At 55.6% G+C, this 11,828-nt stretch carries 13 protein-coding genes, 1 tRNA gene and 1 pseudogene; 3 read left to right on the top strand and 12 right to left on the bottom strand.

From position 1 onward, the window contains the following. Nucleotides 1–3 precede the first annotated feature (3 nt). The 3 genes from OA90_RS25520 (at nucleotide 4) to OA90_RS28765 (ending at nucleotide 1,636) form a co-directional block, all read left to right on the top strand. Nucleotides 4–80: transfer RNA gene (locus tag OA90_RS25520), tRNA-Pro, on the top strand. Nucleotides 81–962: 882 nt separating this feature from the next. Continuing rightward, nucleotides 963–1,196, top strand: coding sequence for a cold-shock protein (locus OA90_RS28230; RefSeq protein ID WP_082837277.1), 234 nt, complete (start codon nucleotides 963–965; stop codon nucleotides 1,194–1,196). An 11-nt stretch (nucleotides 1,197–1,207) separates the two neighbouring features. Continuing rightward, nucleotides 1,208–1,636, top strand: a complete 429-nt coding sequence (locus OA90_RS28765; protein ID WP_156510652.1) for a hypothetical protein — start codon at nucleotides 1,208–1,210, stop codon at nucleotides 1,634–1,636. A 157-nt stretch (nucleotides 1,637–1,793) separates the two neighbouring features. On the opposite strand, the gene OA90_RS25515 is transcribed toward OA90_RS28765, so the two are convergent. From OA90_RS25515 to OA90_RS29130, 12 genes and pseudogenes are all read right to left on the bottom strand, one after another. Beyond that, nucleotides 1,794–2,006 (bottom strand): hypothetical protein, encoded by a 213-nt coding sequence (locus OA90_RS25515; RefSeq protein ID WP_156510651.1) that lies wholly within the window; start codon nucleotides 2,004–2,006, stop codon nucleotides 1,794–1,796. An 18-nt stretch (nucleotides 2,007–2,024) separates the two neighbouring features. After that, the gene (locus OA90_RS25510; protein WP_156510650.1) at nucleotides 2,025–4,565 is read right to left on the bottom strand and encodes a hypothetical protein; all 2,541 of its coding nucleotides are present in this window, start codon (nucleotides 4,563–4,565) and stop codon (nucleotides 2,025–2,027) included. An 11-nt stretch (nucleotides 4,566–4,576) separates the two neighbouring features. Continuing rightward, nucleotides 4,577–5,056, bottom strand: a complete 480-nt coding sequence (locus tag OA90_RS25505) for a hypothetical protein (protein WP_156510649.1) — start codon at nucleotides 5,054–5,056, stop codon at nucleotides 4,577–4,579. 22 nt (nucleotides 5,057–5,078) lie between these two features. Further along, the gene (locus OA90_RS25500; RefSeq protein WP_068419560.1) at nucleotides 5,079–7,511 is read right to left on the bottom strand and encodes a hypothetical protein; all 2,433 of its coding nucleotides are present in this window, start codon (nucleotides 7,509–7,511) and stop codon (nucleotides 5,079–5,081) included. After that, complete coding sequence (locus tag OA90_RS25495) at nucleotides 7,508–8,095, bottom strand: hypothetical protein (protein WP_068419559.1); 588 nt, start codon at nucleotides 8,093–8,095, stop codon at nucleotides 7,508–7,510. The genes OA90_RS25500 and OA90_RS25495 overlap by 4 nt, the downstream gene beginning before the upstream one ends. Before the next feature lie 18 nt (nucleotides 8,096–8,113). Beyond that, a complete protein-coding gene (locus OA90_RS25490) occupies nucleotides 8,114–8,470 on the bottom strand; it encodes a hypothetical protein (RefSeq protein ID WP_068419557.1) in 357 nt (118 codons plus the stop codon). Between the two features lie 70 nt (nucleotides 8,471–8,540). Further along, nucleotides 8,541–8,804, bottom strand: coding sequence for a hypothetical protein (locus tag OA90_RS25485; protein WP_068419555.1), 264 nt, complete (start codon nucleotides 8,802–8,804; stop codon nucleotides 8,541–8,543). Further along, nucleotides 8,746–9,093: a hypothetical protein gene (locus OA90_RS28760; RefSeq protein ID WP_156510648.1), complete on the bottom strand. Its 348-nt coding sequence runs from the start codon at nucleotides 9,091–9,093 to the stop codon at nucleotides 8,746–8,748. Before OA90_RS28760 ends, OA90_RS25485 begins: the two co-directional genes overlap by 59 nt. Further along, on the bottom strand, nucleotides 9,093–9,317 hold the full coding sequence (locus OA90_RS25480) for a hypothetical protein (RefSeq protein WP_156510647.1): 225 nt from the start codon (nucleotides 9,315–9,317) through the stop codon (nucleotides 9,093–9,095). The genes OA90_RS28760 and OA90_RS25480 overlap by 1 nt, the downstream gene beginning before the upstream one ends. Nucleotides 9,318–9,420: 103 nt before the next feature. Beyond that, on the bottom strand, nucleotides 9,421–10,200 hold the full coding sequence (locus OA90_RS25475) for a hypothetical protein (protein ID WP_156510646.1): 780 nt from the start codon (nucleotides 10,198–10,200) through the stop codon (nucleotides 9,421–9,423). Nucleotides 10,201–10,551: 351 nt separating this feature from the next. After that, complete coding sequence (locus tag OA90_RS25470) at nucleotides 10,552–10,965, bottom strand: hypothetical protein (protein ID WP_068419549.1); 414 nt, start codon at nucleotides 10,963–10,965, stop codon at nucleotides 10,552–10,554. Between the two features lie 44 nt (nucleotides 10,966–11,009). Next, nucleotides 11,010–11,828: pseudogene (locus tag OA90_RS29130) on the bottom strand (hypothetical protein); the annotation flags it as partial.

Here is an 11,828-nt window from a genome sequence, read left to right as displayed (position 1 = left end):
GTTCGGGCAGTAGCGCAGCCTGGTAGCGCACTTCACTGGGGGTGAAGGGGTCGTCGGTTCAAATCCGGCCTGCCCGACCAAACATTTCAATAACTTATCTGATATTGCTTTTTTTCTGTGCTCAGAAACCGCTCAGAAACTCACTATTTGCGGTCTTAGGGCGAGCTTTTTGCTCCTCGTCTCGAAGGAAATAAAGAGGCACAAAAAGCTTGAGTTTCCATTTTTTTAAAGCAGCGGATAGTATCCCTCGAACTGCAAGACACACCTGTTGGGAACCAATGAGTTGCTAGCAGGTTGCAACCTCGGCCTAGTGATGACGCTATGCAGCGAANTCACTGGGGGTGAAGGGGTCGTCGGTTCAAATCCGGCCTGCCCGACCAAACATTTCAATAACTTATCTGATATTGCTTTTTTTCTGTGCTCAGAAACCGCTCAGAAACTCACTATTTGCGGTCTTAGGGCGAGCTTTTTGCTCCTCGTCTCGAAGGAAATAAAGAGGCACAAAAAGCTTGAGTTTCCATTTTTTTAAAGCAGCGGATAGTATCCCTCGAACTGCAAGACACACCTGTTGGGAACCAATGAGTTGCTAGCAGGTTGCAACCTCGGCCTAGTGATGACGCTATGCAGCGAATGGCAGCTCCGAGTCCTTATTGAAATATGCTGCGTTCTGTCTAGATGTTCGCTTCCTGTTCTAAATGTCATGGATTTATCAACTGCGTTCGTAACCGCAAAGAAGTTAACGGCATAGCGCGGCGTGCAATTCAGTTGCAGATCTCGGACGTTGTGCAACTAGGTTCAGAAGTTTAGTTCAGCACTTCAAATGCTCTGTTGAGCGAAGGATCCGTTCTGACGAGCCTGGATGGACATATCAGGATCTCAACAATTCTGAGAAATGTATTGTGTGGCCGAGATGCCTGTGGTGAAATTTTTCTAGTTGTGCTGAAAACTGGGAAGGGGCAGGTTTGCAGATAGGTACAGTCAAATTTTGGAATGCTAAAAGGGGATTTGGGTTTATCACACCTCACCAGGGTGGCCCTGATATTTTTGTACATATAAGTGCTGTCGTGAGAGCTGGTCTAATTGGTCTTGAGGAAGGTCAAGTAGTAGCATTTGATGTCGAAGTAACAAAAAATGGACGTCGATCCGCCGTCAACATCGATGGAGACACAGACGACCCCGGACCTTCATTTAGGTAAGATGCAGTCAAATGAGCCAAGAGGAATCACAACAAAGGCACTTTGAAATTCGAAAAGAGCGTTTTGTTGACAAGAAAGAAACGAGCGGCCGAATTGGTGAAACCAGTAGGTTTATCGGATTTGGATTGGTTGCCTTAGTTTTTACAATCCATGGTTCCGACAATTCTCTTTCAACAAATATTCAGGCGCATAATGAATATGTTCTCAACCTTTCAGGTTTATCCGGATGCCTGACAATACTCTGTGACTACCTTCAGTATCTTTGTGGTTATTTTTCTGTGAATGGCGCACTACGTCGTAGGGAAAGCAATTTTTCGTATAACAGTAATACCCTGGCGTATAAGGGCAGAATTGTATTCTTTTGGTTGAAACAGGTCTTTGCATTTTCCGGCGCAATGGCGGTTATCATAATATTCAGTTGGGCTATTTTTGCGGATTGAATCTAAAGGCACCTGTGAAAAGTGCCCAATCTAACTCAACATAATTAACCATACACGCGTCGGGCTAGCCGAAAGCAGACGTTGGATTGATATGATCCAGAGGCAGGTTTGTCCGCTCAGCCGCCGTTGGTGCAGCCTTAAACCACCAACCAAGGCGCTAACGCCTTGGCTTAATCCATGTGCTGTGAATTTTTGCGACAATCTGAACGACCAGCCAAAGTGCGCCGAGAAGCGGCAACATCAATTGCGCTTCCCTTGCCGCGAATTCGACAACACCGTGAATGTTTGGCCACGCAATTGCTCCAGCAGCAACAGGCACGGTGACCAAGTCTTGTTTATTCATCTTCAAAGCCCATTTTGATTTCGTCATACCATCGGCTGCAACGCCCTATCCGGGCACTGCCGCGGCTCCGCTCTTCAGCGCAATTCCGGCCTCTTTCAGTATCTCGCTGTCCGGCTTTGATCCGGCACCGCGATTCTTCTGGCGTTCATATCGGCTGGGAGCTGCCGACTTACGGTCTCGCTCTGCCCGCCAACGCTCGATTTGTGCGCGCTGATCGTCTTCCTGCTGCTGTTCGAAAGCAGCATGCGCCCCGGCAACATCAACCCGGAAGGCAACCGGCCAATATTCAAGCGGACCGTCTTCTCCCCTGCGGTACTGCAGGGTCATCCGGGGACCAAGCGCTTGATTGCCTGCGCTGGAACGCATGTCCTGCAATGTGTAGGTCGGGTTGAACTCTAGAAAAACCTCACTTGCGTCCACGCCGTTTTCCTCGAGCAGAGCAAGCGCCTCATCCCTGATATACTCATGGCTCTCACCAATCGGCGGGTGCAGATTTTCCGCGGCGTATTTGATAACGACACCGTCACCATGCGCCGAATAGTCAGAGACACCCCAGCTACGAGAGAACCGTTTGAACGCAAGCTCTTTTGCAAGGTCCGGCTCACCCCCGGTTTCAGCAAATGTCTCGGCATAGATCCTCTTGAACTCGCCAACCGCATAGATTTCCGCTTTGGGGTTCGATCCAACATCGGGCGCAAACGACAACCAGCCTTCATCGAACAAGCCCGCAATCGTCCCGGCATCCAGTTTTTTATCGGCCGCCTTGTATTCATCGCTTTCCAGCAGAAGCTTTCTGCGCTCTCGCGCGTCCGGACTGTTCAATTCCGCCAAGTGCTGCGCGGCTTCGTCTTCGCTAAACCCCATATTTTCGCGGTAAAAGCGCCATTTGAGCGCGGCTTCTTCGAGAGCCACACCATTTTCCGCGCCGACAACCGCTTGCTCATCGATCCCGTAAAGATCCACCGCGCGCCGGTAAGCCTGCCCAACCTCTTGCGCATTGCGGCTGTTCAAGCCGTTCCGGATCATGTTGACGTAAGGCCGGGCTACAACGCCCTTTCCCGACACCAGAGTTCGCGCCACTGCATCCGGATCGGCCCCGGCTTCCGTAGCTTGCTGGAACATCAGCTCGGCTGACTTGCGCGCCTCCGGGTCGAGAGGGTTTGATTTCTGTGGCGCGTTCGCCCAATCAATCGCTTCACGCTGCCGCTCGCCGCTCTTCAAAGCGCCATCATGGGCTTTGATCAGCACGGCCTTTTGACCGTCATCAAGCATCGGATCGGCGAGGATTTGCTGGCGTTCCACTGACAGCGGGTCGGTGGCAATCTGAAGCCGGAACCCGTCCATTCGGTCAGCCGCAACGCTCACAAGATCTGACTGCGCTTGATCGTACAGTTTGACCTGATCTTCATAGCTCAGAGTGTCCAGCCGCTTTTGAACCTCGGGCGAGGCATTCGGGATTGCCGCGACACCAAGGATGATTGCAGCCTCTTGTTCCCGCCGTGCTTTGTTGACCCCGCCGTTGTCACCAGCCAAACCAAGCACCGCATTTGCCAGTGTTTCCAGATCACCGGACTTGGCAGCCGCATGAAGCCTTTTCGGCACTTCACCGTAGTTGTAAGTGATCGAGGTCAGAGCTGCTTGCGCTCTGGGCGGCATGGCATTCCACGCGTCAATGCCAATCGACTTGATTGCACTTACACGCGAATTGGCTTCCCGGCGTTTAAGGTCGCGCTCGGCGTCTTCCCGCGTCACGACTGTGTTTTCAGTGACCGTTTCAATCGACCCGTCGGCCCGCGTAACTGTGTCGGAGCCAAAACCGGCCCGCCAGCCCGAGAACTGTTTTCCATCCGGCCCGCCTGTGTCGGCATAAGCCTTTTCTCGAAATCCTTCTTTCGAACGGATCAGCGACAAGGCATCGACATTCGAACCTTCCAACAGGGAAGCACGCTCGGATGCTGGAAGCGTTTCGAACCAAGCCAGAGATGCCATGCGCTTCCACGCTTTCAGAGCGGTCTCTTTTTCAATCCGATCCAACCCGCTTTCCTCGATCATCTGTCTGCCGCGTGCAAGCGAACGGTCGTAGGTTTCAGGGTTGGAGCGGATCGTTTTGGCAAGCTGATCGTTGCTCTCAAGGATACCTTCTTCGAAATACCTCTTTTGTTCGTTGGACTGTGTCGCACTGTAGCGGGCCTGATAGCGATTGCGCAGCGCCTGCACATCGTTTTGGGCCTGCTTGCGAGCGCTTGCCGGTACCGCCCCCAGGAAGGCCTGAGCCTGTTTGTCGAAATTCGCCAGCATGTCTTGCTCAAACCCGGCAGCGCCCGGAGCAAGTTTCTCAAGCGATGTGCGCTCACCTTCGGCAAGTTGACCTTCAAGAGACAACAGACCGCGCTTGCGCTCAAAGTCATCAATGCGTTGCTGGTCGGAGGTAAACTGCTGCCCCAGCCGGTTGACATCGCCAGCCGCCCCTTGGAGCTGACGGCCAAATTGCTGGGTCGCCTGTGCGGCAGAAGTGTCCGCGATGACCTGCGCACGCCTCACCCCCGGCAATTGCTGAGTGCCGGCGTACCTGTCCAATCTTGCCACTGCGTTTCTCTCTAGTTTTGCGCGCTGTAGCGCGAATAGGCTGTGCCCAGTGTCGTCACCCCGCCGCTGATCCCGCCAAGGATTGCGCCCGCCGCCCCTGTGCGGCCTGATTGACGGCTTGTTGAGGCTCGCCGCCGGGCCGCACCGGCCTCATATGTCAGCGTGTCCCGTTCACCTTCGGAGCGGAACCGCGTTGCCTCAAGGTCTTCGGCAGCTTCCAGATCGTTTGCTTCCAGGACATCGACCAAAGACCCGGTTTCAGCCAGGCCGTTCTCGGCTCCAGCAGCGCGCACCTGACCCTGAACACGCTGGAGCCTCCCGAGTGTCCGGCGACGTTCATAGGAAGCTTGCGTCTGGTTGACCGCCTTTTGCCTTTCGGCAAGCTCAGCGCGGGTTTCTTCGGCCTGAGCAGTTGCTTCTGCTTCGGCCCTGATCCCTTGCGCCTGTGTCGCCCCACCAACCAGTGAGAGGCCAGCGCTAATCCCTGCCAAGATAAACCCCGGCTCACACATTCTATGGTTCTCCCGATCTTCCGAAGTTAAGCGCAAGCACTGTGCAGGGCTTTCCGCCCGAGGCTTCAATGGTCAACTGCCCGCCGTCTTCCCAACGGGTCTCGAGGGTCTGATCCAGTACTCCGGTGCGCAGCGGTGTCGGTTGTCCGGCCTGATCGCCCGCCCGGTAATAAATCAGCTCGTCCATGTAGGTTTGAGGCGACCCCACCTTGAGCGTGCCTGTCTCAAGAACAGCGACCTTGCATTCATCAACCCGCATTTTCCGGCCCATCGATGACCCGTCTTGCGCATTGACCGGAAAGGGCAGCGTTACCGCGCGCGCCGTTACATCTAGCCCGATCAGAGCCCGCGCCGCCGTCTGGCCGGAAGGCAGGCGAACGGAACCATTTTCGACCGTTGCCGGGTAATCTGTCCCGTCCGCGTAGATCACAACATCCTGGCCTTCCAGATGTCCGAGGCCTGAAAAGGAAGAGACCGCTGCACCGTCATAGAGCGCTGCGCAGTCAAGGTGCCATGCTTCCTTGATATCGGCCGTTCTGAACGGCCTTTGCATGACTTCAATGTATCGCCGGGTCTGGCCATCCACTGTCCTTCGAATGGTCATCCAGACTTCATCAGAACGCACCCCGCTCAGGTCCGCCATGCATTCGACGACGCCGCCGAAATCATGCCGGTGCATCCCGTAAACCTGCTGTTGGCGCTCATACGTGAAGCCAATCGCAGCCCCGCCCGTGTCCCACGACCAGATGATGCTGTCCGGGTATTGCTGGTAACAGGCACCCGATATTCCGCGCATGAACAGATGTGACTGGAACTCGCTGACAGATTGCGACAAGCGCCCGTCTGCGGAAAAGTCATAGGCCATTTCCCGCATGTCAGTCCCATATGGCCCGAAGTAGAGCAGAACCGATCCGATCTTGATCGGACTGACAGCGTTCGCGCCGAAATTCGTTTCCGGCTTCTGCTCCACGTTCTCAGGCCCGAACACTTCCTGATCCGTCGCCTTGCCTATGGAGCGAACCGCCCGAGAGGTTCCCGCGATCAGGTCATTGTCATCCACCAACCATTGAATGCGGTTCACCTGTCCGGACAGGACGCCCACTGTCACCGCGTCCGTGGCTGTCAGCACATGCGATACAGTGAAGTTGTTGAAGTCACCTGTCTGGCTTTCCCAAATCGTTTGCGGCTCTGTTGCCGTCCCGGCAAACGCAAGCCGGTTCTTGTGCCAGCCCACTGTTTCGGGAAAGCCGGTTGTCTTAGACCAAGAACCAAGCCGCCAAAGCGTGGTTGCACTGGTGTCGGGCAGCGTTTGGCCGAACACTCGAACAAGTGCCTTCGTGGCTGAATTTACCGCGGTAATTTTGAACCAGCGCCAAAATCCATCCGCCCCTCGAAAGCGAACATGCCTGCCGACATCGGAAGCCAGAAAACCCTGTCCCCCATTGATGCCTTCGGTTCCCGATGCCGTCAGGGTGAAGGGAGCCTGCGTATCTCCGGCCTGATGGAACAAAATCTGCCCGATGGCTGAATCATCACCCGCCGAACCGCCGCCTTGCGTGAAACGCAGCCGGTAGTAAGTGAATGCCGTTTCGTTGTGGAAGGCATAGTCCCGCCATTCACTCGATGCCCAACTGTCCTGAGCATCCTGACTGTCCAAAATGGTCCAGGCGGCACCATTGTTTGAACCTTCAAGGCTCCACTGCCAGGGCATGTCGTCGTTCTGGCTGTTGTCGTTCGGCGCTTGAAGCATGTAAGCGTCGATCACGACAGCAGCCGGAAACCGGTACTGCACCCAGCCTTCGGAGCCGCTTGAAAAGACCATCTTGCCCGGTTGCCGGTTGAACACCTGAAACGCTGATCCACTACCGTTTGATGACGATACAGCCCCGCTTGGGACCGTGTTTGAGGTCATCTCCGGGACCGGGTTGCCTGTTTCGGCCGGTGCAAGGCTAGTTGGCGCAATGTTCACATCCAGAAACGGCCCGTCTTCAAAAGCCATCGGCGCAATGGACCAAGCGGTCTCCGCGCGCCGCTGCAAGGCCTGCGGAGCAACACCGCCACCGGCAATGAACAGAGTGTCCGTCGATTGAACGAATTTCAGAGATGGCAAAACTGCCCGGCTGTACGGGGTTTCAACCTCGACACTCCCCACCCGTCCTTCGCTCGTGAACACCCGAAAGTAGAAGTCACCGAACTCGAGCATGTAGAATTGCCCGTTGCCGAACTCGAACGGGATCAGCCAGCCGCCTTGAGCACTGTCCTTGACCTCACCAATGAACCGCGTTCCGCCTCTGCGCCGAAGTCCACCGCGCTTCAAGGTGATGAAGTTCACGCACTCGGCCAGGGAGGCACGGAACAATTCCAGATCGGCACGGTAGATCAGCTCAGGGTCAAGCTCGCCCCGGCTGAATGTGGCCTGTAGCTGGTAGCTCATCTGCCCTCAATGATTTCAAGATCAGCCATCGGCAAAGGCGTCCCCTGCCCGGCGTCATAGGTTTCCGCACTCTCGAGCGCCTGGCTTGCCGCCTCCCGGAGCTCCTGTGCACGACTGTTCTTGCCCGTGATGACGTGTGCACAGCCCGAGGCTAGAAACAGCGCAAAGCCGTGCACAAAGAGCGGCGAAAACTCACTTTCACGGGTCACTCTGCTGATGTAGCGAAGCGGCAACGGCGGTGCCCGGTCTGTCATGATCCACTGACCGGCGACCTCAAAGCGGATGAGTGCCCCGTCCGGAGCCCCGTCAACGGTCTGCTGTGGTATGCGCAGGGCGTCATTCGGCTTTCGGTACCGGTATTTCCAGCGAAACGGCGGCGATACGCCATCCGCCCCGATCCGGGTCAACTCGATTGCGAAATCCCAATCATGTTGCGCAAGATAAGCATCCCGGAAGCTCGCATAATGATTCCGGAACCAACGCGATGCCACGGACGAATAATCGAAATCGCGGATTGGCGCTTCCTTCAAATGAGCAAGTGCAAGATTGGCGACATCGACTGCAGTGTTGACGGTTCCGGACACTGTGCCCCCTTTCTCGCGCTACTTCGAAACTCTGGCTTCGTATGCTTCAAGTGCCTGAATGCTCTCGTCTTTGTTGGACGTTTCAGCGCCCGCAAATTCGGCGGCCATGGCCTGAAGTGTTTTCCAGTGCGCCTCCCTCCAGCCTTCCGGCAGCGGCCCTTTCTGGCCATCCGAAGCGGTCGCCTCTGCGCTACCGAGCCTTTCCGTGCCCGACCGGCTCTTGTTCCAAAGCGCGGACATTGCATCTGCAAGAGCTTCCCGCTTTGCGTCCTTGCGGGTCTTCTCCCGCCCGTGTTCCTTGTCGAACTCTTCCCTGTGACGTGCCTCAAGGGCTTTCAAATGCCGTTTCCGGCGCTCGTCTACTGCGGTTCCCATGTGTTCCCTTTCCCAGACAAAAACGGGCGGCCAATGCCGCCCGCTCCTTCAAGCCTGTTCTTTCAGTCGGTCAGATATTCACCTTGAGACAAGCGAACTTGACGTTCTTGCGCCGGTACTTCCGGTCCCAATTGGCCGCGTTCTTCAACTCAGCCAGGGCTGCGCCTTGCTGTTTGGCAAGGCTGGCGGCGGTGAAGTCCATCCCGTGCGGGTGGATCAATTCAAACCGGCGCGTGGTCAGGTAGTCCGCGCCGCCGCCGTCACCGATATCCGGATCACGCGTGATTTCCGTGCCCTCGTTGCCGTATTGCGTCGGTCGGCTCGCCGAACCCAACGCCGTGCCAGTGGAAGCCTTCCGGCATCGTCAAGGCACCAACACCGGATACAAGCCGGTCAAGCAGCCAGACAGCAGTGCCGTCATAGAGCCCGCGAGAGCGCTCTTTCGCTGCCGAACTTTGTAGAGCAACCATACCGGTTGGCGCAGACACGCCACGCACCGTGTTGAAACCCCGCTCCATATCAGGCGCGGTGTACTTGATGTAGTCCTGCCAGTCGGTTTCGTACCAAAGCCGCTCGGACCGGGCGGCCTGCAGCTCTTGTTTCAGATCGTCAACTATCCCCATCAAGCCCCCCCGAGAACAGTAACACCGCCCCGAGAGGCGGAACCGTAGTTGCTCACGCCGAGCGGGCTGGTCAGCGTGGTTGCCCGACCACCGAAGGCCGCAGCCCGGCGGCGGCGGTTGTTCTCGCTCAGGTTCTTTGCCTGCCTTTGCGGATCAGGCTCACGTGGAGCAGCCGGGGTCGGTTCCGGCTCCGGCGTCTTCGCACCGCCGCCAAACATGCACATTTTTCGCCTCTCAGTTTGCGTGGGGTAAAAAAAAGGCGACGAATTCTTATCGCCGCTCTTTATCCCTTTTGCGAAACAACTGGATCTTCGTCTCGCCTAGTCTTTAGTTTTCACGCTGATACAGTTCCGATCTCAAAATCTGCTCGGCATCTCTGAAGTCTTTCGCTGTAGGGAGGCCCTTTTCGGTTGTTGACTCCCCTTGGACGAACGTGATGGTGAGTTTATTGACGCTTGTCCTATCAATCTTACCGAGACCACCAGGACCAACGAAATCCTCGAACGTCCAGGTCGGCCCAGTCGAATTGATGTTTCTGATGAGGGTGAATTCGATAGTTCCGCCAAACTCACCCTTCTCACCCTGATTCAGTGGCTTGGAACTAACTGAATCCGCAGACGAGATATCAAGAAGCACGAAGTCTCGAATACCTAGTTCCCCTTCCAGATTGAAGTGTGCGTCTTTGGGGCACTCTCCGTATTCAGGATTCTCGTTCGCCTTTAACCTATTGTCTAAATCCCTCATTGAGTACGCGAGGTATTTGAACCAGCTTCGTTTACTTGAATTGCTCAAATTCACGCCAGCGCCAATGCTCAGGAAGGGACCAACTGTCGGAAAATTGAAACTCGGAGCAAGTTCTCCGGTATTGGTGACTTGCAGTTCAAGCTTCATCGCAGCAATGTAATTTTTTGTCAGAAGGAAGGTTCTAAGACCTGTTTTGTCTTTTCGGTCAATAAGCTGCGCCAATTCACAGGTAACTCTTTGCACGATAGTGCTAGTAGTTGGCCCCGTCTCGTTGTATGGCACGTCAAATTGCGGAACAGCACATCCTGAAAGAGATAGAAAAACTACAGAATACGCAATATTTCTTTTGACAAGATTGGTCACCGCCTCCCCCACAGTTAAATACGTCAGTGCCTATTTAAAACACTTCGTTCCAACGCCCTCAAACATCGTATGGCCGTCGTTCCCGAGCCTTTTGTTCACGATTTCGCAAGCAGCCTCCGTGGTCTCATAGCAAGTTACTTGCGTTCGTGGCTTGTGCCTAAAAACGAGACAAGCCCCTTTCGGACCCGAAGTGTGTTCTCTAGTTGCAACTGACACCATCGAACGAAGCTGCTTAGTCGTGAAATCACTGGGCATTGCTCCCTCCCCAACAAGTTGATGAACGAAATACTAATTCACAATCAAAAATTGCACAATATGAATAACCTCGCGCTGAGTTTGTTACACATCACCTCAAGCCCATCCGTAGACAAAGAAATCCTCCCCATTCCGCCCATACGACCGCAGCAGCCCCTCACGCTTTGCCCCAAAGCCTTCAATCCACCCATGCGCAACATCGTGATCGACATGGGCAATCGCCTGTAACCGTCTGCAGTCCCGCTCGACAATGGGCCGGATCGATTTCAGATGCCGGGTCATGATCGGCAGGCACCTCTTGAAATCCTTCGTCCCGAAGGCCCAGGCTTGCCAGCGTTCCCTGTCAAAGGGAGTGACATAGCTGAACCCGTAGGCCGCTGCAGGCTGACCATCGAGCCAGACCGCCCAGCTCATCCCCGGCACCTCGCTTTGCAGCGCGGCGATGGCAAAAACCCGGCTATCCCAGTGTTCGAACTGGCAGCAGATTTCAGCCCGGTCGTGATCTCGCATATTGGCGGCTATGTAGGAGGCGTCACGGACGGTCAGGCGCTCAATCAGAAGCTTGCGAGTGGATCGTCCATTTCCGCGCTCTGTGCCGATTTCTGAGCGCCCAGCACCTTCTTCAACACTGCTTTGTCCCGCCATTCATTCCCCATCACGATTGCGTCGGCCTCATCTGGTGAGGAACCGGTGCGCTCTTTGATGTCTTCCTTGCTTTCGATCAGGATCTTGCCGCCTGATAGCTTCCAGCGGTGCGCCGTGAGCTGAGCCTTGACCCGTGCGGAGCGTTTGATTGCCAGCCCTGCCCCGCTCTTCGGGTGAAGCGCTTCCCTGAGCCTCCAATAGAGCTGAGCCCGCAAATTGTAGAACGGAATGCGGCTGTCCTTGGCTGTCTCTCCCGAGTGCGAAGAGAACACGCACTTCTCAACCTTGATGCCGTTCTCCCGGCCGAGAAAGCCCACAGTGTCGCCGCCCCATCCGCCGGTGCAGTCCACGACAATCAGCGCATTGTCGCGCCGCTCCCTGATGACCAGAGAGCCAACATCAGCACCGTCCTTGGTATCGACGCCCTTGCGGCTGATTTGTTCCTCAAACCGCCGCCCGTGGACTGGCTGCAAGACTGTCTTGTCTTTGCCCCCTTGCGCCACATCCACGGACAGCACATCCATCGGCAATCCGGCATCAATCCCGGCGTCATACCGTTCGAATGCCAGATCCACCCAATCGGACGGAATAACCTGCATGTCATGATCTTGCCGGGCGGCCATGAAGTCGCCAGTCAGCAACGCCGTGCGGAGCGGTTCCGGTTGCGCGTTGAGCTGCGCCAGATAGTCCCCGCCCAGAAAGGCGTTGTCCTGCGTCTTCGCGGGTAT

Origin of the sequence: Labrenzia sp. OB1, from assembly GCF_001624695.1 — a bacterium.
Lineage (GTDB): Bacteria > Pseudomonadota > Alphaproteobacteria > Rhizobiales > Stappiaceae > Roseibium.
This window is presented reverse-complemented; position numbering and strand designations above follow the sequence as displayed.

Coding starts and splice junctions, on each gene's coding strand:
- OA90_RS28760 (WP_156510648.1), bottom strand. CDS start 9,093: ATGGGGATAGTTGACGATCTGAAACAAGAGCTGCAGGCCGCCCGGTCC.
- OA90_RS25470 (WP_068419549.1), bottom strand. CDS start 10,965: ATGCGAGATCACGACCGGGCTGAAATCTGCTGCCAGTTCGAACACTGG.
- OA90_RS25480 (WP_156510647.1), bottom strand. CDS start 9,317: ATGTGCATGTTTGGCGGCGGTGCGAAGACGCCGGAGCCGGAACCGACC.
- OA90_RS28765 (WP_156510652.1), top strand. CDS start 1,208: ATGAGCCAAGAGGAATCACAACAAAGGCACTTTGAAATTCGAAAAGAG.
- OA90_RS25515 (WP_156510651.1), bottom strand. CDS start 2,006: ATGACGAAATCAAAATGGGCTTTGAAGATGAATAAACAAGACTTGGTC.
- OA90_RS25490 (WP_068419557.1), bottom strand. CDS start 8,470: ATGGGAACCGCAGTAGACGAGCGCCGGAAACGGCATTTGAAAGCCCTT.
- OA90_RS25500 (WP_068419560.1), bottom strand. CDS start 7,511: ATGAGCTACCAGCTACAGGCCACATTCAGCCGGGGCGAGCTTGACCCT.